Raw genomic sequence first — 21486 nt, 5'->3', positions numbered from 1 at the left:
TCACGCCTCCGCCACGCAAGGAGCGAACTCCTGCCGGATAGCCTGCCACGCCTGAGTTTGCTGCTCAGTAAACTGGCCTGCGGCACTGAAGGTTAAGGCCAGCAGATGGTCTTTCGCCCACGCCACCAGCAGCTTCTGTTCTACTGCAACGCCCTGATTTTCAAAGCGCATCGCTACCTGCTGTGCGGGCCACGGGCCCAGCGCCGTTGGCTCGGGAGACTGCGCGCTGAACTTCTTCATGTCGCGTTTTACCTTTTGCAGTTGCTGCTGCACAAAAGAGTCCACCTCGTCCTCGGTGATTTTCCAGTCGCGAGTCGCCACCAGCGTGGCGCGCAAATCGGCCAAGCTCAGCACCGTGATACTTTGGTCCTGCACCACGCCCGGCAAATTTAGCGTGCCTTCGGATAAGACGAACTGTACTGGCTGGCTCATGAACTGCTCCCTGCATCTTTATTAGCAAAAACGTTACTGACTTCCGCCGCGATCTCGCCCGGCGTAGGTGATACCGCAGGGGCTTGCGCTGGCTTGTTAATGTTCAAATCAAGGGTGCCGCCGGTGTTGATCTCTCCCTGCCCAGAGGCGTTGATTTGGAAGTTTTTACACTGGAGCGAAATGGTGCCGTTGGGGTTCATGGTCAGCACGCTGTCGCCGGTGACGAAGGTGATGCCACTGCTGGCGGCGAGCACCACGTTGGCGTTGGACTTCAGCATGTAATCGGTGCCGACCAACTCGCTGCGGGCGTATTGCGTCTGCTGGGCGTACTCCCCGCTGACTTTGCTTTCGAAGCTTTTTTCAATGCTGATGGTGTGATTGCCGCCGACAGAATGGGTTTCGTCATTCTTAACATTGGTATCCATGTTGCGCTCGGCTTGGATCCACAACTGCTCGGAACCACTTTTGTCTTCGAAGCGCAGGGCGTTGGCGTTGTCTGGCGTGCCGTCTTTACTGCGGCTCATAAAGCCCATCTGGGTTGCGGCGGCGGGCAGCACCCACGGCGGCATGCTGGCTTCGTTATAGACGCGCCCGGTGATGATCGGGCGATCCGGATCGCCATTGATGAAGTCGATCACCACTTCATCGCCCACGCGCGGGATCTGCACTCCGCCGAAGCCCTGTCCGGCCCATGCGCTGGAAACGCGCACCCAGCACGAGCTGGTGTCGTCGCCCTTCGCCAGGCGGTCCCAGTGGAACTTCACCTTGACCCGGCCATATTTATCGGTCCAGATTGACTCCCCTTTTGGCCCCACCACGCGCGCGGTCTGCGGCCCATGAGTGCGCGGCCATTCGGTACGCTGAGCCGAGCGGAAGGTGGTCTCAGCCGGGATCACCACGAAGTTTATGTTATGAATGCTTTCGGCACCGCTGCCGCTGGCATAGGTATTTTCCTGCAAGGTGTAGGCGGCGCTGACCACCAAATAGTCGCCGCTGTCACTGGCGTAAGGCGGGTTGCCGAGGGTGAAGGTATGGCCCGGCACAATGCCTAATGCCGTGCCGACGGCGTCAATGCGCTGATGCTCGGCCTGCCACTCTTCCTGACGAATGCGGGCATAGAACTCACCATGGCTGTGATCGACAAAGCGCCCCGGCCACTCGTAGTAATCAATTTGGCCCGGTGACGGTGAAGCCGGGTTTTGCCGTGCCTGAAACAGCCAAGCGTTGGGTTTGCGGAAGTCGTAGTCGTCGATGCTGTAAATGCCCGGCGTCACGCGTTCGCTGATTGCCCACTTGCTGATCCCCTCTTCGCTGGTGCTGCCGCCGGACTCGCTGACGTGATAAGGGATCTCCTCATAGCCCGGATACGGCTGGTGCTGCGACGCGGCATCCATCAAAACCAGCGTGTGTTTGTCCGCCTCATGGTTGAAGAAGAAGTAGATCCCCTCCAGCTCCATCAGTCGTGAGATGAAATCGTAGCTATTCTCTTGATACTGAACGCAATACTCCCAGCTGCGATACTCGCCGGTCAGCTTATCCTCGACATGCACGCCGTACTCGCTCAGCACCGTTTTGATGATGTCCGGCACCCGCTGGTTCTGGAAAATACGCTGGTTACGGTCGCGCAGCATCGGCCACAGGTCCGACTCCATCTTCAAGGTATAAATGGCGTAGCGCGTGCCGTTAACTTCGGTGCTGCTCTGCACGTTTACCGCCGTGATTTTGCCGTTGAGATAGCGTGGCGCCGCCGTCAGCCCCTGAGTCGGGATGTTGATGGTGATCGGCTGTCCGAGCATCGCTTTGCGATCAAGGCGAGCATCGGTACTTAACAGGCCAACATCCAGCGCAAAGGAGCGGGATACCACTTCCATCCCGGAAAGTTTCCAGAACATCAGTGCGCCGTCACCCGCCGGGGTGGTTACGGTAATACGGTCAAACATAGAGAGCCTCTTAAAGCGAGCCGCAAACGCCAGAACGGCGTCTGCGGAGAAGAACGGGGGATTACTGCGGGTTGATGATCCAAACCCCTTCGTCGCCAACAGTAATTTTTTGCTGACGCTGCTGGCCATTGTTGGAAATGACAATCTGGTAGTCGCCCGCAGGCAGTTTCAGGCTGGCAAAACCGTTGGCCGAAGGCACTGCTGCGCGCTCCTGACCATTCAGGGTCAGTTTGTCGCCCTGACGCAGTTTGAGATAAACCTGCGCAACCGGCTCAGGGGCGGGAGCAACAGGCGCCTGCGCCGCCGGGGCTTCGTTAGTCGCTGGTGCATTAGTCGTCGCCGCAGGTTCAGCGGCGGGGGCAGTGCTGGCGCTGGAAGCCGACTCACCGCCGCCACTTCTTAGCAGCGCGCCGATACCCATGCCGACCAACACCCCTGCCGCCACCAGTGCGGGCAGCAGCCAGCGTCGCGCCGTCACTGGTTTTTCAGCTTCTTCTTCCGCTTTCACCGGCACCAGCATGGTGCCCGGCCCGCTGCGTGCCAGCATCGACTCCTCTGAGTCGGCGTCGCCCAGTTGCAGCAGCGCAACCAGTTGGTCCATATTCTTAGGACGGTCAGCCGGGTAGAGCGACAGCATCTGGTCTATAGCCTGAAGCAGGGGCAGCGAGTAGCCCGCCGGGCGGCGCTGCGCCAGCGGCACGTAGCTATCTTCAATACTGCGCACCACGCTGACAGCCGGCGGCGCGCCGGTGATCAGCGTATGTAGCACCGCGCCCAGCGCGTAGATATCGGTCCACGCGCCCTGCTCGTTTTCGTCGCCGTCGCTGTACTGCTCGATAGGCGCAAAGCCCGGCTTGAGCATGGTTTCCGTTTCATCAGACATGTTGCCGATGGCTTTGCGCGCCGAGCCGAAATCAAGCAGCACCGGACGCATGTTGGCCTGAATCTGAATGTTATCCAGCGAGATGTCGCGATGCAGGTAGCCTTCGTTATGGATCAGGCGAATAGCGCCAATCAGCGGCGGCAGAAGGTCGCGCAGAATAAAGGATTCGTTGATCACTTCCGGGTGCTGCGCGGCCATGTTGGAGAGCGTGGTGCCGCTGTAGAACTGGGTACACATATAAGCCGTGTCGTTTTGCACCCAGAAGCGCAGCACGTGCAGCATGTTCGGGTGGTTAAAACGCGCCAGCAGCCGCGCTTCCTGAATAAAGCTGTTTAGCCCGGCGTGAAAGGTTTTGCTGAAACGCTCACTGCGCAGCGCCAAATTGAGGTCGTCGCTGCGCACCGCCAGCGAAGAAGGCATAAATTCCTTGATGGCGATGGTGCGCTCTAACTGGTGATCCCAAGCCCGGTAGACAATACCGAAGCCGCCGCCACCAATAACCTCTTTGATTTCAAACTCATTAAAGCGATAACCCACCGGCAAGGCGTTGGGCATTGATTTTTTGTTATCCATTTCCGACATAGTAGACAACTCTCTCGTGACTGACGGCATCATGCCTTAAACTGACAGTGAAACTCGCCCTGCTGGAGGCTGACGCGCAGCTGGCGGAATTTCTCATCGCGTGCCGAGGCCGACAGCAAAATCTGGCTCATCTGCGGCAGCAGGGTATTGGTTAAAATGGCGTCGACCATGCGACCGCCCGATTCGACTTCGGTACAACGTTTAACAATCTGCGCAATTACCTCATCATCAAAACTGGCCTCAATGCCGTGGTTCTCCAGCAGGCGGCGTTTAACGCGTCCCAACTGCAACTGCACGATCATCGCCAGCATGTCGTCGCTTAACGGGTAATACGGCACCACCAGCAGTCGGCCAAGCAACGCGGGCGGGAAGACTTCCAACAGCGGCGCACGCAGCGCTGTGGTCAGCGCTTCGGGTTCCGGCATCAGTTCTGGGTCGGCACATAGGCCACTAATAAGCTGGGTGCCGACGTTAGATGTGAGGATAATCAGGGTGTTGCGAAAATCGATCAGCCGCCCTTCACCATCTTCCATCCAGCCTTTATCAAACACTTGGAAGAAGATTTCATGGACATCGGGGTGGGCTTTTTCAATTTCATCCAGCAGCACCACGCTGTAAGGGCGGCGGCGAACGGCCTCGGTCAGCACGCCCCCTTCGCCATAGCCAACATAGCCCGGAGGCGCGCCTTTCAGAGTCGAAACGGTGTGCGCCTCCTGAAACTCACTCATGTTGATGGTGATAATGTTCTGCTCGCCGCCGTACAGGGTTTCTGCCAGCGCCAGCGCGGTTTCGGTTTTACCGACGCCCGACGGGCCGCAGAGCATAAACACCCCGACCGGCTTGTTAGGGTCGTCCAGCCGCGCGCGGGAAGTTTGCACCCGGCGGGCAATCATCTCTAATCCGTGGCGCTGGCCGATAACCCGCGTATTCAGGGTGTCAGCCAGTTGCAGCACGGCGTCAATTTCGTTTTTCACCATGCGGCCCAGCGGAATGCCGGTCCAGTCAGACACCACGGTCGCCACCACGTTGGCATCCACCGCCGCAAACAGCAGTGGCGTTTCGCCCTGCAAGGTTTTCAACGCTTGCTGACTGGCCTCAAGTTCGGTTTTCAGCGCCGGAATGGCTTCTTCTTCGGCGTCGTGCAGCTTGGCGCGCAGGGTGATAATGGAATCCACCTGCGTGCGCTCCTGCTCCCAGCGGGTTTCCAGTGCCAAACGCTCTTCTTCTAACGCCGCCAATTGGGTTTGCAGTTCAGCTACCCGCTCGGCATTGTTCAGGCCCACACGCGCCTCGCGACCGGCAATTTCCAGCTCCACATTTAGCCCGTCAATGCGATGGCAGCAATCCTCAAGCTGTGCCGGGCGGGCGCTCTGGCTGACCGCCACGCGGGCACAGGCGGTGTCGAGCAACGCCACTGCCTTGTCCGGCAACTGACGCGCCGGGATATAGCGGTGAGACAGGCGTACCGCCGCGCTGACGGCTTCGTCCAGCAGCAGCACGCGATGGTGCTTCTCCAGCGGGCTGACGGTGCTGCGCAGCATCAGCGTCGCCTTCTCTTCGTCCGGCTCCTGAATCTGCACGGTTTGGAAGCGGCGGGTCAGCGCCGGGTCCTTCTCAATGTATTTCTTATATTCCGCCCAAGTGGTCGCGCCAATGGTGCGCAGCTGGCCGCGCGCCAGAGCGGGTTTCATCATGTTGGCGGCGTCGCCGGTGCCCTGCTGGCCTCCCGCGCCGACTAAGGTGTGGATCTCATCGATAAACAAAATGATTGGCGTCGGGCTGGACTGCACTTCATTGATAAGCCCCTGCAAACGCGCCTCAAACTCGCCTTTCATCCCGGCTCCGGCTTGAAGCAGGCCGAGATCCAACAGCCACAGCTGCACCTCCTGCAACGGCGGCGGCACATCGCCTGCGGCAATGCGCAGCGCCAAGCCTTCCACCACCGCGGTTTTACCGACCCCGGCTTCCCCGGTCAGCAGCGGGTTGTTTTGGCGACGGCGCATTAGGATATCCACCATCTGGCGAATTTCGTCGTCGCGCCCCACCACCGGATCGATTTTGCCGTCACGCGCCCGCGCGGTGAGATCTTGCGCGTACTGCGCCAAGGTTCCTTTGGCTACCTGCGGCGCGCTTTCAGCGGAATCATCGGACAGCGCGGCCATCTGCTGCGCCTCGCTGCTGGCCGAGAGAATGCTGTCGAACTGCTCCGCCAGCAGCGCGGCATTGATGCGCGTGAACTGCGGGGAAATGCCTTTCAGCACGCTGGTCAGGTTGAAGCTGTTCAGCAGGCCGAGCAGCAGATGGCCGCCGCGAATTTTGCCGCTGGAGAATTTCAGCGATCCATAAACCCAAGCCCGCTCCACCGCGCTGTCGATATGCTCGGACAGATCGGCGACGGCGCTGGCACCGCGCGGCAGGCGATCCAGCGCGGCAATCACGTCCTGCGTCAACTGCGCCTCGTCCAGCGAAAAGTGGCGGATAAGCAGTTGGAGATCGCCATCCTGATGTTGCAGCAGTTGATGGATCCAGTGCGCCAGCTCGACATAGGGGTTGCCGCGCAGCTTACAAAAAGCCGTGGCGCTCTCCATCGAGCGGAACAACAGCGTATCGAGTTTACCGAACAGAACGGCACGGCTGATTTCTGACATAATTTTTCTCGTTTGCTGGTAGTCTGAAGAAATAAATCGGCGTAAAAGTCATATCTGCCAATGAGATAGAGAAGAGAGCACCCGCCGGTTCGGGCTTTAACTCAATGCGTTTTCTGGGCTGAAGGTTAAATCGCCGCGCACCTGTGGCCGAGGCTGCGACCCCAGCCAGCAGCTGTAACCCAGCCGCTGCCCCGCGCCGAGTCGGCTCCCCTGCACCTCTTCGCTGGCCAGTAACAAGCGCACTTCCCAGCAAAATTCGATGCCGAAATACTGCCGCAGCCAGTCGCGCAACTCAGTGGCTTTTGGCTCGCCGGGCAGGAATTGGTTATAGGTATCGAGGGAGAGCGGCCCCAGCTCAACGCGTATTTTATGCTGCACGTCGCGCACGGCTTCGCCGAGAAAGGCTGACTCACCCAAGCGCGGCATGCCGCGTCCGGCCTTCAATCGCGCCTGTTCGCGCTTATCAATCGCCATCCACTGCGCGACGTTTTGCACCACTTTCACCGGCACTTGAAAATAGAGACGCAGGATCTTCTCCAGCCCTTCGGCGTCGCGCGCCTGACGGCTAAGGTGCCCGGCGGCGGCAAAGCGCGAGTGGGCGCTGAGGCTGCCCCGAGCCAGTTGCGCGGGCTGCCCCATGCCAATCAGGCTGGCGAGGTAGTTCTCAAATGGCCGGTCGCCGGGGCGATCCAGCGACACGGTGGGCTGGGCATCTGCCCAAGCGCGATACAGCAACAGGGTCAGCCGATGGTGAAACAGGTCGGCAAAGGCGGTGAAACTGCGGTCTTGATGATGGAAAACCCGGTCGCGCGCGTACTCGGTCATATGCAGCGGCAGCGGCCCGTTCGGCCCAAACAGGCCAAAACTCAGAATACTGACATCATGCAGCTCACTGCCTTGGCGCGGGCTGACCTCGGCCAGCGTCGACGGCGCAAAGGCTAGCGAAGGCTGCTGCCCGATGCGCAATGACTCGTGACGCGGCTGCGGCGCTCGCCCCAGCAGATAACGCTGACCGCCCTGTGCATCAAGGCGGCGCAGCAGTTGGAACAGGTCAAAGCGCCAAGGAGCGGCATAGCGCTGGGGCCAGAAATCGTCGGGCAGCCGGTGTAACTGCTGAATTTTCAGCGGGGTTTGAGTGTCCAGACTCATAGCAAAGTCCTTTTACCCATGCGCGGTGCCCACCAGCCGATATCCCCGCGCTGCTGGCTGGAAAGCGACATCTCGGTAAAACTGTTCATGGATACCAGCCTTGAGAAAACGCGCTCCAGCACGCTGCCCATTAGCCACGGGCTGCTGCCGGAGAAAGCCTGTTCATCCACTTTCAACTCAATGCCGACGCCGCGAGCAAAGACAATCGGCCCCGGCTCAGGCACCCGGCGGTTGACCGCGCGCAGCTGGCAGTCGCGGATGCCTTCGATTTGGCGGGCAATCGGCGCTTCGGCGAGGTTGGCGTACAGCCCGAGCATCTGGCGCAGTGCGCCGCTGCCTTTGCCCTGATCCTGCTCCATCAGGCTGAGGTAGTTCATCTGCAAATGACTGACCAGTCGCCAAGTATTCAGCCCTTCCGCCAGCGACGGGCGCGGCGGCGTTGGGCCTTTGCGCAGGGTCAGTTGCTTGACCGGAATGGAATCCGGCATGACAAAATTGGCCTGCCCTTGCTGAATGAGCATCAGCGGCAGGTCGCGGCTGGTACACAGCACGTCGGCGGTAAAATGAGTCAGCTCATCGTTCCACGGCGACTGCTTCTCATCCACCATGGTAAGAAACACTTCGGAGCCGACATAGCCGGTACGGGTGCCGTAGCGCTGCGCCTGTTCGGAGAGGGTTCGCTGCTCGCGGCGCAGGGAGAAATAGGCCCCGTAATTGCCGTCGTCGCTGCCGTAGGTGCTCCAGAAAGGCCGGAAAATCTGCTGCTGCTTGCCGCCGCTGGCATACAGCTTGGAGACGGAAAACACTTCGTAATCCAGCGGGCGGATGTTATCCACCACCAGATGGTATTCGAACTGGCCTTCATTCAACTTTTGGCGCTGGGCCACCCGTGGGAACAGGTTGATCACTGGCGTGCAGTGCAGCGCCAGATGCGAGACATCCACCACGCGCTCCAGCGCCGGTTCGCTCTTATCCAGCAAGACCACGATTTCAAATTCTCGTGCCGAAGTGCTGCGCGACAGCAGCGGGCGCAGGCCGTGCAGGCTGAAAAACTGGAAGCGCTGCGGGAAAGCAAAATACTCATGCAGCAGGCGATAACCGTCGAAGTTGCGCATATCTTCTGGCAACAGCGCCTGATCGGCAGCAAAACCTTCGTGGCGAAGCGCGTCATCCCCCAGCGTCAAGCGCTGCGGCTGTTTTTCCACCGTCTGGCAGAACTGGCCGACGCCGTGAGCCATAATCAGCTCAAGCAGCTTGGTGGCCTGAATGTCCGGGCCGCTGAGGAAGAAGGTCAGATTGTCGAAACTCAGGTGGTTCAGCAGCACTGCGTCGTCGCATTCAATACGGATCCGCAGCGCACTGGCCGCGCCGCGCTGGCTCAAACCCAGCAGATTTAGGGGCGCATCGGCCGGGACACCGCCCAACTCGACCTGCTTGATGCGGATCGGCTGCAACATCACGTCCTGCGCCGTGGTGTAGCTACAGGTGACGCCGCTTTTCTTCAGCGTCTGGCTGTCCATCATGGTGCCGCGTGGCACATTAAAACCGTTGCGAATATCCCCCTTGCTGCTGTCAGGATGCAGCTCGGCGATAGCCATCGACGGCGTCGGCGCGAGGTAGTTCGGCGCAATCATCTCCAGCAGGCGTTGGGAGAAGCGCGGGAACTCGGCATCCATTTTTAGCTGCACGCGCGAGGTCAGAAAGGCGAAACCTTCCATCAGCCGCTCGGTGTAAGGGTCGGCCACTTCGATGCCGCGCATTCCCAGACGTCCCGCGACTTTTGGGTAGCGCTGGGCGAATTCCGCCCCCATTTCGCGCAGATACGCCAGTTCACGGTTGTAGTAGTCGAGAAGTTTGCTGTCCATTAATTAGCCTATGTTTCAATTAGCCGATGTCTTCCAGCTTAAAATGCCCGCTTTCCAAATCCACATCGGTGCGGAACAGAAATTCCAGCGGATAAGGCACGCACCAAAGTCGGCCTTTAATCTCAATCGACAGCACGTTATGCAGGTCGAGGGAGTTCAGCTCCGAAATACAGCGCACCTGTAACCCATGCGGCAGAATGCGTGGTTCAAAATGCAAAATGGCGTCGGTGAGTTTGCGCTGAATGTCGCCCCACTCAATGTCGGACATGCGTTTGCCCGATAGCGGCACCACGCCGAAATTCACCACCGAGCGGCGCACTTCGTCATAGCGATCAAGGTCGTAAATCGCCTCGCTATTGATGCAGTTGAACAGCCACTGCAAGTCGCGCAGAACATTGCGACGCAGCTGCGTGTGGGAAATCAGGGTGCTGTGCGCCGCTTCGCTGGTTTTATGCGGCGCGTCGTCAGTCAGGCGATCAAGCAGCGACGGCTGCAACTTGTCGCGGGCGCTGAGATTCTCTTTTTTGCTGCGTTGGCGAAACCCGCCGTGAAGGAGGTCGTGACCATAAGCATCAAAGGCGTCACTCATCGCCATACTCCGCCTCGCCGAACACCAGCCGCGTCAGGTTGAGCAACGGGAACTGCTGCTCTTCATCCAGCCAAGCTTTCTGGCCGCTGCCGATAAAGGTCAGGTCGTCTTCGCTGTGCCATTCGGTGACTTTCGCCAGCCGCACGGCGTCAGACGCCTGCGCATCAAAGGGGTAACGCAGTGGGATCTGGCAGACCTGCTCGCTGCCGTCCACCAGCCGCACCAGCGTATGCCGCCACACCAGATCGGTAACACTCGCCGGAGGCTGAAACTGCATCTCGCTAATCAGCGAGAATGGCAGCCAGTAGTAATGGCCGTTGACCGCCATTTCGCATACCGGCCCGAGACGGCCATCGCCGTCGGTTAGCCACTCCACCGCCTGCCCCTGCTCGTCATCTTGCAGATAGAGCCGGGCCGGGCTGAGCGGCGCACTGTCCAGCGCCGCTTCACGCAGCGCGGCGGCGCGCTGGCTCTCTCCCTGACGCTCGGCCACCAGCGCCTGCTGCAGCTGGCTAACCCACTGGGCACCTTCGCCCGGCAAGCGCGGTTCGGCTTCACCAGCAAACACCGCCGCGCGGGTGATTTCCGCCGCGATGCACTGCTCCAGCAGGGTCACGGTAGGCTGCGCCTGCGGTTTGAGCGCCAGCCAAGATTTGAGCTGCGCCTGCGCGCGCGGCCACTGCCCGTTGAGGCACAGCAGCTGTACCAAGGCCGCACGATGATCGGCATTGGCAGGCTCGGCGCGAATGCGGTTTTCCACCGCGCTCAGCGCCTCGGCCAGCGATTGTCCGTCCATCAGTTGTGAAAATGAATGCATCTTGGCTCCTCGTGGCGTCGGTTACTTCAGGGTGCGGAAGGCACCGGCTGCTGGGTCTTTTAACTGCGGAGAGAGAACCTGCACCAGTTCGATGGGCAGCTTGTCGCTGTTGAGGTAGTTACCCCAGCTTTTGCGCAATTCGCCGACTCGCGCTTTTAGGGCGTCTTCGTCGCTGGCTTGCTGCGGGGTCATCTGCACGGCAATCACGCCGTTAGCGCCCCAGCTGTTGGTCTGCGGCTGCCACGGCAGAATCAGCCAACTCTGCGGCGACTTGTCGTTATTGAGCACGATGCGTTCGTTGTTAACGGTGGTGATGCGCAGGTCGTCATCGCTCTTTTTCAGTCCTTCAATCGGGAAGCCGCTGACGAAGACGACGCTGGTGGTTTTGGTCGCGCCGTTTTCAATGCGGGTCAAATGGCTCTGCCCGCTCAGCCAGCCGTAATCGCTGCACTGTCCGTCGCCTTTACCAGGCACAAATAGGGCGGAAGCGCGGCTGTCGTCGTTCCACCAGGTGCGGAAGTGGCAGCCGTTGAGCATGCTGAACTGTAACCACGGCGTGTTATCCGCCGCCGGAGAGAGCTGTTCTGGCGTTGGCGGCTGCGCAGCGGCTGGTGCTGCGGTTTCTGCGGTGGCGACTGGGGATGCTTCAGGTGCCGGTGGCGGGGTTATCTCGACGGCCCAGTTATTGGCTTTTTGCGAGCTGCCGCTGGCGAGCACCGCGCCCTGAGTGTCCTGCATCTGCCATTTCAGGCTGCTTAATGCGCCACATTCAGAGCTCATCAGGTCTTTCACGCGCGGCAAGAATGACTTCAAAATTTCTGGGTCTTTGCTCTCACGCGAGACAATGCGCAGCGGCACCTCTTTGGCGCACCAGCTGGAGACGTTTTTGTTTTTGACGTTGTCGATCCAGATTTCCAACTTCAGGGTAGGAGAATACGCCAATTGGAGATCTTCGGCGGCGGCACTGCCCGCCACGCAGAGGGCTAAAACGCCCGATAGCCAATATTTCATAGGGTTCCTTGCGCCAAGCTGTGTTTAGTCCCGAAGGGGGAAAAATTGCGCCGCCTCAGCCAGTGAATGCAGCAATGTGGTTTCCTGCGGCGAGCCGACCCAGACCGCCAGAGCGCTGTAGTTGTCCTGCTTTTCGCCCGGCTGGCGTGGCTGTTTGTCTATGATTTGCTGCATCAGGGTCAGCCACTCTTCCGGCGTGTTAACCATATGCAGCGACTGCTCCATCTGGCGGGCGGAGACGCCGTGCCAGAAGCCATCGGTACACAGCAGGAAGACATCGCCATCTTCCACCGGCTCGACATCGCTGTAGCTGGCGTCGCGCTCTTCGGCCCCCATGCCAAGAGCAAAATAGAGCAGATTGCTGTTGATGCCTTCGGCGGAGTGCCCGGCGTCGGTCATCTGCTGTACCAGACTGTGGTCAATGGTCATTTCGCGCACGTAGCCACGGCGGAACTGATACAGGCGGCTGTCGCCAGCGTGCGTCCAGTAGGCCAGTTGGTAATCGCGGTCGATGAACAGGCCAACTAGCGTGGTGCCCATGCGGTGAAAGTCCGGGGTGTCCTGCTGAGACTGGCGAATGGCCGCATTGGCTTCGCCAACAAAGTCGCGAATACGCTGGGCATTGAGGTGCTGATTGGCATCGAAGCTGCCCAGAATGGTGTCGCGGGCCAGCTTCGCCGCCACGTCGCCTCCGGGAAAGCCAGCCACGCCGTCGCAGACTACAAAGCAGGCAGAGCGATCGCCGACGCTTTCACCCGTCTGATCTTGGTTGCTGGCGCGGTCGCCCTGCTTGGATATCGAGGCAATATTGATGTTTATCATTTGTCCGATCGGTTCTGAGAGTCTTTGTACTGGTTAACTTCCATGTCATAGGCGTGCAGGAAGGCTTCGCCAAATAAGGTATGGAAGTCATCTTCGATTTCGCCAGCGGTCTCTTTATAGCGCTGAGTGAAGTGCTCCCAGAGCGCCGCCTTGCGGCTGCTGGAGAAGCCGAGACGTGAGGTGACGCCCTCTTCGCGCGCTTCGGCTTCCAGTTGCTCTGGGTTAAACGACTGCAACATCGAGGCGATAATCGCGCGGATCCCGGCAATCATGCCGAGCTGGTGAGCCTGCAAGTCAATCAGCGCGTCGCGCACTGACTGGCTCGGTGCCATAAAGCCCGGCATGCGGCTACCGTACATCTGCATCAGGACAGATTTACCCGACGGCAGCAGCTTGAACGGGTTGTTGGCTTCGTCGAGGATCACCGTCATCTCGGCTTTCACGCCGCGTTTGAGAATCGAACGCGAAGAAAGCAGCGCCACCGTGCCCTGCGAGAACATGCTCAGCATCTGGCCTAGCTGGTACATCTGCGCTTTATCAAACTGCGGCACCGGCTGGAGGTCATTGAGGCCCATGCCGTCGATCAGTGACTGCAACAGTTCGCCGTCCAGCGACGAGCCGTTACCTGCCGGAGGCGGCGTGTTAGGCGCGCTTTTTTCTTGCGATGAGCTGCCGTAGTCCACCGGGTCGATTCGCAAACGCCCTTTCGGCGGTGGCACCGGGTTACGCGCCACGGCCTGTGGGGTCGGCAGCGTGATCCCGCTGTAATCGACATTAGAGGTTTCGCTGATATCTTGATTGGAAGGCAGCTCGGCAAACAGCGGCGAAGCTTCAAGGTCCGCCAGTTCCGGAGATTTCTCAGCGCTAACCTTCGGCTGAATCGGCTCTTCCACTGGTGGGCTGACCGGCGTTTCCTGCGCGGCAGGCGGTTCCTGCGTAGCAGTCGGCTTAGTGTCTGGCGCGGTTAACGGCTTAGCGCCGCTCATCATCAAGCCCAGTGGGTCATCTTGGTTAATGTCGCTGCTGGCCGCCGTTTCATGACCGCCAAATAACGCCAGCGGGTCTTGCTCGGCTTCGGCCTTGGAGTGGTTGTGCTCCGGCGTCGGAGACTGTTTGGCAAGGGTGGACGGTGAGCGATCGTCAAGGATGCTTTCACCATCAAACAGCGTTTCACCGCCGAACAGATCATTGGGATCGCTGCTCTGCTTGGCTTTCAGCACGTCATCGCTGGCCAGCAGCTGCGCCAGAGGGTCATCCGGGTTGCGCTCCGGCGGACGGGAAGCCGTCAGCGGGTTGATTGCCTCATGGCTTTCCGCCGCTAACGGTTTTTTGCGCGCAACGGACAGGCTGTCGGAAATAGAGAACTCCTGCACCAGACTGTCCCAGATTTCTGTCGGAATCGCGGCAGGTTTGCTCTCTGCGGCAGGCTTGTCCTGCTGCTGCATCGCTGATTGTGGCTGGACTGGCGCGGCGGCCGGGCGCGGCGTCACTATCGGCTGCGCCGGACGCGCCTGAGTGCCGAGTTCATTGACCACCAGCTGGTAGTCATCGATGCCCAGCACATCGCCATCTTGCAGTTCAACCTGACGGCCGCGCTCCAGCGGAATGTCATTGAGCAGCACCAGCGTCACATTGCCGCGATTGGTAATACGGCACTCGCCGTTGGCGGCAATATGCACAATCGCCTGAAGGCGCGAAATAGTGCGGTTATCATCCGGCAATACCAGATTATTATCCGTTCCCCGGCCAATGGTGCCGCCCGGCGGTAAAAAGTCACAACTCGTTTGCGGCGGTTGATGGCCAGGTTTGTTCGTTATTATCGTAAATCGCATAACGGGTTCCTGCTTAGGTATATTCGGTGGCTGTATCTTGCGGGCCTTATATTTGGTCAAATATATTTAGCGCAGTTAAAATAAAAGGCACGCAGGATACAGACACTAAAAATGGACAGGCAACCTCAAGGCTGCCGGTCATTAAATAGCGTTGGTTTTCTAGAAGATTTAATTATGAGTCGTAAGGGATTTTTTTTATTTGTGCCGTGCGTTCTTCGTCGAGTCTGGCAATACAGTTATTAGTGAATACGGTGTAAGGATTGGAGTTCTCATCGGCGATATGCGCCTCGAGTACGCACTGGTTATCTCGATACTTTAACCAACCGCGCTGGGCCTCGATAAAAACATTCAGATAATTCTTTCTGATTGCCTCATCGGTCTTGAATGCCTTATCTATTCTTGCTTTAGCTGCCATATACTCCTGATTCAAAGCTTTCTCGGCGACGTTTTTGTTATTCTCAGCACAAGTAAAAACCTCGGGGTCATTGGTTTTTTTAGAGCAATCTTCTATTGCAACCGCTGCGCTACTAAAAACTAAGCATAATAGAGCAACCGACAAATTTATTCCTTTCATGGCGTTATTTACTCTTTATCAGACTGAGAACGCAGCCTATTCATAGACTCGAAGATGCATTGATAAAGTGACTAATTAAACTGACTTGCATCACACATGATTAATTAGCCATTTATACTCTTTGATGATTAGTACGGCATTTTCTTGAGCATGTCGGTACGCTCTTTGTCGATGCGCGTGATACACAGGTTCACGGCGACCGCATTGGCGTTACTGCCTTCCTCAGCAGCAAAAGCTTCAAGCTTGCACTGCCCATCTCGATATTTAAGCCAGCTGCGCTGCGTATCAACGACAATCGCAATATAGTGATCGCCTAACTGCTTCTGCGATCCATACATCTGCACAATCCGTTTTTTGGCAGCCGCGTACTCTTTATTGAGATCGTCTTCCGCCGATTTTTTCTGCTGCACCGTACACTGATAAAGCGCACCGTCTGAAGGCTGTTTGGAGCAATTATCGTCAGCAAAAGCCGAGGTCATGCCGCCTAGTGCCAATATTGTTACCAACAGTCTATAGCCCGACTTCATAAAAGCTCCTGTGCCCAAAATTATTACTTAGGGGCAGCTGACGGCAGCAAAATCAGTGGCTGCCGTCATTTAGTCAGGCCTGTTATTACTGATAAGGGATCAGTTTTAACTGCTCAATACGCTGCTTATCGATGTCGCTAATACAGTTATTGGTCAGTGTCTCATTAGCGGCAGTCCCCTCTTCAGCGAGGAAAGCCTGCATTTTGCACTGACTGTCGCGGTATTTTAACCAGCCGCGCTGCGAATCCAGCAGGTTCTGCTGATACTCTTTTTGCAGTTTATCATCAGATTTGTAAGCCGAAGTGATGCGCCCTTTGGCTTCGCTCCAGGCTTTATTTAATGCCTGTTCAGCGGCCTCTTTGCCCTGTTTTGCACAGAGATCGACTTCTGCACTCACGCTAGGATTTGCACAATCAGCAGCCCAAAGCGAAGTGCTGACACTCATGCCAGCAAGCATTGCGGCAGCGATTAAAATTTTCTTCATAACACGCCCTTTAACGGTTTTTCTTCAAGTAACCAGCTCGGTTACGTCCTTTTTCATAACTCATCATAGTAGTACTGTGTTCGATATAATAAATGAGTGTATCAACATCGTTGGTCATGCCAGCTTTCATCGGTTCATCACCTTTGGTGAATCCCTGATAGACAAAGTCGACCATAATATCGCGAATTACCGGTTTTAAACTGTCCCACTGAGTACGTTCAGGGTATGACGCAGTCCTTTTGTCATAATTGTCGCGGGCACGCTGGATATAATCTGGGTAGATCAGCTCAAAAAGTCTTATCTGCTGCTGATGACTGATGGTGCCGGTGCTGTTGCGATTATGGATAACAAACTGGTTAGCCTGTTCGCCTTTTTTTCCTGCACCTTTTGAAAGCAGCGTGGCCTGATGAGCAGGAACGCCAGCTTGGACCAGTTGGTTGTAGACGCTGGCTTCACTTCGCTCCCCCATATCGTAGCCGCGTCCGAGCGTTACGCCAGATTTGGCATTACCCGGCCAGTGAATATGGCGGCTGAAGAAGGGGCTAGAAGCAACATCACTTCCCTCGGCATCGAAAGTCACTTGCCCTGCACTGACAGTCAATGTCCCAGAAGAGGGATGATTATTGACTGGTGCGGCAGGCGCGGCGCTCGCAGGAGCCCGCCCCGGCGCAGTACCGCGCACCAAATGGGTATAAGTCTTGCCATGGACATCTACCACACCATCTGGGCGCATAAAGCGTGACTGATAATCTTTAATTGCCTGAATGGTTTTCGGGCCGATACGCCCATCGTCTCGAATTTGTGGGAAACCGTTGCGCTGCAATAGCTGCTGCACTTGTTTCACATCACCGTATTGATTTTTACCACCAACCCCCACAGAACCTAAAATACCCATATTATTTCCTCATTTATTATCAGTACTTTGGTAAATCCTTGTGAAGCAAATATGACTAAAGAAATTCAAAACTGACTTATTGATAAGCGGACTTTACCCAAAGTTATTCTCGCTATTATTTTTTTGCCGTTATCTCATTGAAAAAGATAACGGCAAAAAAATGCCTATTCCCCGCAGAGAATAGGCGATAGATATTAGGCTTCTTTGTTGCCTTTGATGTCCCAGCCAGCGCTGGTTTCTGCGCCTTTGCCACCGGAAGCGCTCTGCTCCCAGTATTGCTGTTTCACTTTAGAAGCCTGGAATGCGTAAGTTACGCCCAGAGTATCGTCATGCTCTGAACCCACGAACTGCACGGAAGTCACCAGCACGTCTTCCAAAGTAATACGGGTGTACTCAACCTGAGTACCACCAGCTTTGGCGACAGAAACTTCAACTTTAGCCAAGTGCTTACCGCTGGCGCAGTTTTTTAGAATGGCTGTGACCGCTTTATCGATTTTGGCGTTAACGCTCAGATCGTTAAAGTTCACTTTACCGGCACCGCCGCCGCCGCCAACGGACATATTGCCCGGCTGTGAAGCACCCCAAGAGAATGAATTAATATCAATCCAGCCGGTGTGATTAGAGTCTTTTGACTCACCCGTTACACCGTCGACCTTCAAATACATATCAATAGCCATAATTATCTACTCTCATTAGTTAAAGTTTTTGCTTTTACCCTGCTTCCTTCAGGAAACCTTTGGGTATAGATAAAGCACTGATATAGCAAACAGGAAAGCATGGGGCTGAATAAAACAGTCCATATTTTACCTATGCCTTGGTTCTGAATATCGCCACATGGATAATCCAGAATATATAGCCATTACCAGACGGTAATTGATGACTAGATTTCTTTATTAATTAGTTTTACGGCATTAATCGTTAAAACAATAAATAGACAAAGCATTAAAGCATCGACTATATTTCCTGACCTACATTTAAGGACTAATACCAAAGAGGAATAGTTACTTGAAGAAAACCATTTCGATCATTGCCATAATCGTATTATCAATACTGTCTATTTACGCATTAATAGATTTGACTGAATCAATATATCTGGTTATGCGCTATGAACATTTTGACGCCCGCTCATCCGGGAACATTTTTGGCAAATTTATCTTCATTGTTATTTCATTTTTTGCTATTCGTTTTATCCTGAAATGGAACCGCAAAAAATCAACATCGTGATTTAATTGAGGGGCAACATCTGCCCCGTCAGTTACGCGTCGTTGGTTTTCAGCGATGGCAGCTTAGAAACCAAACGCAGAGAAACGGTCAGACCTTCCAGCTGGTAGTGCGGGCGCAGGAAGAACTTGGCAGTGTAGTAACCTGGGTTGTCCTCAATCTCTTCCACCAGCACCTCGGCAGCCGCCAGCGGCTTACGAGATTTGGTTTCTTGAGAGGAGTTAGCCGGGTCACCATCCACATAGTTCATCACCCAGTCGTTCAGCCAGCGTTCCATTTCGTCGCGCTCGCGGAAGGAGCCGATTTTGTCACGCACAATACACTTCAGGTAATGGGCGAAACGGCAGCAGGCGAACAGGTACGGCAGGCGCGCCGCCAGACGGGCGTTGGCCGTTGCGTCGGCATCGTAATACTCCGCAGGTTTCTGCAATGACTGCGCGCCAATAAAAGCAGCAAAGTCAGAGTTTTTACGGTGTACCAGCGGCATAAAGCCGTTCTGTGCCAGTTCGGCCTCGCGGCGATCACTGATGGCGATTTCGGTAGGACATTTCATGTCCACGCCGCCGTCGTCGCTTGGGAAGGTGTGGCATGGCAGGTTTTCTACCGCACCGCCGGACTCCACGCCGCGAATCGAGGTACACCAGCCAAACTCTTTAAATGAGCGGTTGATGTTGGTTGCCATGGCGTAAGCCGCGTTGGCCCACGTGTAGTTGCCGTGGTTAGCGCCGTCGGTTTCTTCTTCAAAATCAAAGCTATCGACCGGATTGGTGCGAATACCGTAAGGCAGGCGCGACAGGAAGCGCGGCATCACCAGACCCAGATAGCGGGCATCTTCTGATTCGCGCAGGCTGCGCCATGCTGCATATTCCGAGTTCTGGAAGATTTTGGTCAAATCACGCGGATTCGCCAGCTCTTGCCATGACTCCATTTGCATCACGCTTGGCGCGGTACCGGCGATAAACGGACAATGCGCCGCAGCGCCGATGCGCGCCATCTCGGCCAGCATCTCGACGTCCTGCGGGCTGTGGTCGAAGTAGTAATCGCCCACCAGACAGCCAAACGGCTCGCCACCAAACTGGCCGTACTCTTCTTCATAGATTTTCTTAAACAGCGGGCTTTGGTCCCAGCCCACGCCTTTGTAGCGTTTCAGCGTGCGGCCAAGCTCCTGCTTGGAGATGCTCATAAAGCGGATTTTCAGCATCTCGTCGGTTTCAGTGTTATTCACCAGATGGTGCAGACCACGCCATGCGCCTTCCAGCTTCTGGAATTCGTCGTGGTGAATGATCTGGTTAACCTGCTTGGAGAGCTTCTCGTCGATTTCGCCGATCAGCGCCTGAATGGTGCGGTAAGCATCTTCAGAAACGGTGACGGTGTTTTCCAGTGCCTGCTGGGCGAGGGTCTTCACCGCGCTTTCTACCGCGGTGCGCGCCTGATCGGTTTTAGGACGAAACTCTTTATTTAACAGCGCGCTGAATTCATCCTGAGTGTATCCCGGTGCATTCTGCGGTTGCTGCTGTTGAGAAGATTGGCTCATTGCTTACTCCTCGTCAGATTGAGTGGACTGCGCATCGCCTTTCGGCAGATGAGACAGCGACTTGAGCAGGGTTGGATCCTGCAAGATTTTATTGATCAGCTCTTCTGCGCCGTTTTTGCCGTCCATATAGGTCAGCAGGTTAGACAGCTGGGTACGCGCGTCCAGCAGGTTACGCAGCGGCTCGACGTTGCGGGCAACGGCGTCTGGCGAGAAATCTTCAATGCTGTTGAAGGTCAGATCAACATTCAGACGGCCTTCCCCGGTCAGGGTATTTTCCGTGTTGAAGGCCACGCGTGGTTTCAGCGATTTCATCCGCTCGTCGAAATTGTCGATATCAATTTCGAGGAACTTGCGCTCGTCCACGGCGGGTTGGCTATCCACCGGCTTACCGACCAGATCGGCCATGACACCCATTACAAAAGGAAGCTGAATTTTGCGTTCGGCGCCATAGACTTCGACGTCGTATTCAATCTGCACGCGAGGTGCGCGGTTACGGGCGATGAACTTCTGCCCGCTGCGGGATGTATTTCCTGCCATGGTATTCTCCAGGGTATAACACAGTGAAAAATTTGCTGTGGCGGAATTGCTCCATACAGCCTGATTTCAGGGACTTAATGTCTTTTCAGGGACTAACTGTCTCTACGACCAAAAATAGTTTCCAGCTGGTGGACGCCATCCGGTGCCAAATCACGAATTATTTCCATAAAGTCCATTGCCACCATGCGCTGGACTCGTTCAATCATCAGCGGCGCCGGATGGCTGGGTTCATGCTGAGCGAAGTACTGCTTCACCTTTTCCAGCATCAGTTGAGCATCATCGCGCGAGGCGATATTGACGCTGCGCCAGTCCTGCTGCGGCTGGCGGCTTTTGCTGCTGGCTGGCGGAGCCGAGCTAGGCTCGGGCTGAGGGGCTTGCTCTTCAGAGGAGGTCGGCAGCAGCGACGTCACATCCGTCGTCTGACTCACCTGCATCACCAGTTGCAGCGTGCGCAGCAGTTGGGTCATCTCCGGCACGCCGCTGCCGCTTAATTTCTCGGTCAGGAAAGTGCGCAAGGTTTCGAGCGAAGCGACAATCTGCGGCACGGCTTCGACGCCGGGCTGGCCGCCCTGCGCCAGCTCATCCATCAGCCGGGTGCGGCCGCCGGGGTAGTCATTGAGGCCGGTTTTGCTGCCATCGAGCAGCGCCGCGGCATCGCGCAGGCTGACGGCATCCGCCGCGCTGCGTAACAGCGCCGACTGGCGAACGGCGGACGTCAGGCTGGAGCCATCGCCAAGCTCGGCCAGCGCATTGATGCGGAAAAACGCGTCGGCCTCGCCGTCATACCACAGCTCAGGAAACAGCCCGTCCCAGTATTGCTGCAATGTTTGGTTAATCAGATGCAGGCCGTTGGCATAGCCCGGCAAGCCTTTCAACTGAGTCCAGGCACGGGTCAGCGCCAGCATCACGCGCAAATCTTTGGTGCGCGACATCAGCTCCGTCGCCAACCTCTCCACTTTGTTCCAGTCAGCCGGTTCTGCCGGAATAATGGTGTCACCGAATTGCTGCTCCGCTTTGCCCCGACTGGCCTGATTCATCGCCATAAAATCAGCGTCGTATTCCAGATTCTCCCCACAGGGTGAATCGCTGCTTACCGGAGCCAGTAAGGTATCTGTATTCATCGAATTACCTGTGTGTCAGACAA

Annotated in this window: 19 protein-coding genes; all 19 read right to left on the bottom strand. The window is 56.5% G+C overall.

Annotation, left to right across the window (positions count from 1 at the left end; translation table 11 throughout):
- The 19 genes from SBO83_RS12335 to tssA all read right to left on the bottom strand — a co-directional run bounded on the left by SBO83_RS12335 (window position 1) and on the right by tssA (window position 21463).
- Entirely contained in the window at window positions 1-432 is a 432-nt protein-coding gene (locus tag SBO83_RS12335) for a DcrB-related protein (protein WP_396131697.1), read from the bottom strand.
- A complete protein-coding gene (locus tag SBO83_RS12330) occupies window positions 429-2372 on the bottom strand; it encodes a type VI secretion system Vgr family protein (RefSeq protein WP_100938000.1) in 1944 nt (647 codons plus the stop codon). The genes SBO83_RS12335 and SBO83_RS12330 overlap by 4 nt, the downstream gene beginning before the upstream one ends.
- Before the next feature lie 61 nt (window positions 2373-2433).
- On the bottom strand, window positions 2434-3837 hold the full coding sequence (locus SBO83_RS12325) for a protein kinase domain-containing protein (RefSeq protein ID WP_396131696.1): 1404 nt from the start codon (window positions 3835-3837) through the stop codon (window positions 2434-2436).
- A 29-nt stretch (window positions 3838-3866) separates the two neighbouring features.
- On the bottom strand, window positions 3867-6485 hold the full coding sequence (gene tssH / locus SBO83_RS12320; RefSeq protein WP_396131695.1) for a type VI secretion system ATPase TssH: 2619 nt from the start codon (window positions 6483-6485) through the stop codon (window positions 3867-3869).
- A 96-nt stretch (window positions 6486-6581) separates the two neighbouring features.
- Window positions 6582-7634 carry a type VI secretion system baseplate subunit TssG gene (gene tssG, locus SBO83_RS12315; RefSeq protein WP_396131694.1) on the bottom strand — a complete coding sequence of 351 codons (1053 nt, stop codon included), beginning with the start codon at window positions 7632-7634 and terminating at the stop codon, window positions 6582-6584.
- Window positions 7631-9499: a type VI secretion system baseplate subunit TssF gene (gene tssF / locus SBO83_RS12310; protein WP_396131693.1), complete on the bottom strand. Its 1869-nt coding sequence runs from the start codon at window positions 9497-9499 to the stop codon at window positions 7631-7633. Before tssF ends, tssG begins: the two co-directional genes overlap by 4 nt.
- A 19-nt stretch (window positions 9500-9518) precedes the next feature.
- A complete protein-coding gene (tssE, locus tag SBO83_RS12305; protein WP_100938005.1) occupies window positions 9519-10088 on the bottom strand; it encodes a type VI secretion system baseplate subunit TssE in 570 nt (189 codons plus the stop codon).
- Complete coding sequence (locus SBO83_RS12300) at window positions 10081-10905, bottom strand: type VI secretion system accessory protein TagJ (RefSeq protein ID WP_396131692.1); 825 nt, start codon at window positions 10903-10905, stop codon at window positions 10081-10083. The genes tssE and SBO83_RS12300 overlap by 8 nt, the downstream gene beginning before the upstream one ends.
- 21 nt (window positions 10906-10926) lie before the next feature.
- Window positions 10927-11916 carry a hypothetical protein gene (locus tag SBO83_RS12295; protein WP_396131691.1) on the bottom strand — a complete coding sequence of 330 codons (990 nt, stop codon included), beginning with the start codon at window positions 11914-11916 and terminating at the stop codon, window positions 10927-10929.
- Between the two features lie 24 nt (window positions 11917-11940).
- Window positions 11941-12735 (bottom strand): protein phosphatase 2C domain-containing protein, encoded by a 795-nt coding sequence (locus tag SBO83_RS12290; RefSeq protein ID WP_396131720.1) that lies wholly within the window; start codon window positions 12733-12735, stop codon window positions 11941-11943.
- Window positions 12735-14570, bottom strand: a complete 1836-nt coding sequence (gene tagH / locus SBO83_RS12285; protein ID WP_396131690.1) for a type VI secretion system-associated FHA domain protein TagH — start codon at window positions 14568-14570, stop codon at window positions 12735-12737. Before tagH ends, SBO83_RS12290 begins: the two co-directional genes overlap by 1 nt.
- A gap of 172 nt (window positions 14571-14742) precedes the next feature.
- Window positions 14743-15144, bottom strand: a complete 402-nt coding sequence (locus SBO83_RS12280; protein ID WP_396131689.1) for a lysozyme inhibitor LprI family protein — start codon at window positions 15142-15144, stop codon at window positions 14743-14745.
- Between the two features lie 128 nt (window positions 15145-15272).
- Window positions 15273-15671 (bottom strand): lysozyme inhibitor LprI family protein, encoded by a 399-nt coding sequence (locus SBO83_RS12275; RefSeq protein ID WP_396131688.1) that lies wholly within the window; start codon window positions 15669-15671, stop codon window positions 15273-15275.
- A gap of 85 nt (window positions 15672-15756) precedes the next feature.
- Complete coding sequence (locus SBO83_RS12270) at window positions 15757-16155, bottom strand: lysozyme inhibitor LprI family protein (RefSeq protein ID WP_100938011.1); 399 nt, start codon at window positions 16153-16155, stop codon at window positions 15757-15759.
- 10 nt (window positions 16156-16165) lie between these two features.
- Complete coding sequence (locus SBO83_RS12265) at window positions 16166-17050, bottom strand: peptidoglycan-binding protein (RefSeq protein WP_396131687.1); 885 nt, start codon at window positions 17048-17050, stop codon at window positions 16166-16168.
- Between the two features lie 194 nt (window positions 17051-17244).
- Window positions 17245-17727, bottom strand: coding sequence for an Hcp family type VI secretion system effector (locus SBO83_RS12260; protein WP_185688522.1), 483 nt, complete (start codon window positions 17725-17727; stop codon window positions 17245-17247).
- A 578-nt stretch (window positions 17728-18305) separates the two neighbouring features.
- A complete protein-coding gene (gene tssC, locus SBO83_RS12255) occupies window positions 18306-19805 on the bottom strand; it encodes a type VI secretion system contractile sheath large subunit (RefSeq protein WP_034787494.1) in 1500 nt (499 codons plus the stop codon).
- 3 nt (window positions 19806-19808) lie between these two features.
- Complete coding sequence (tssB, locus tag SBO83_RS12250; protein ID WP_100938014.1) at window positions 19809-20342, bottom strand: type VI secretion system contractile sheath small subunit; 534 nt, start codon at window positions 20340-20342, stop codon at window positions 19809-19811.
- Between the two features lie 92 nt (window positions 20343-20434).
- Window positions 20435-21463, bottom strand: coding sequence for a type VI secretion system protein TssA (gene tssA, locus SBO83_RS12245; RefSeq protein ID WP_396131686.1), 1029 nt, complete (start codon window positions 21461-21463; stop codon window positions 20435-20437).
- Window positions 21464-21486: the final 23 nt, after the last annotated feature.

The sequence above is a fragment of the Ewingella allii genome (genome assembly GCF_044430645.1).
GTDB lineage: Bacteria > Pseudomonadota > Gammaproteobacteria > Enterobacterales > Enterobacteriaceae > Ewingella > Ewingella allii.
Note: the sequence above shows the minus strand (reverse complement) of the source record. Positions and strands in the feature narration are given on the sequence as shown.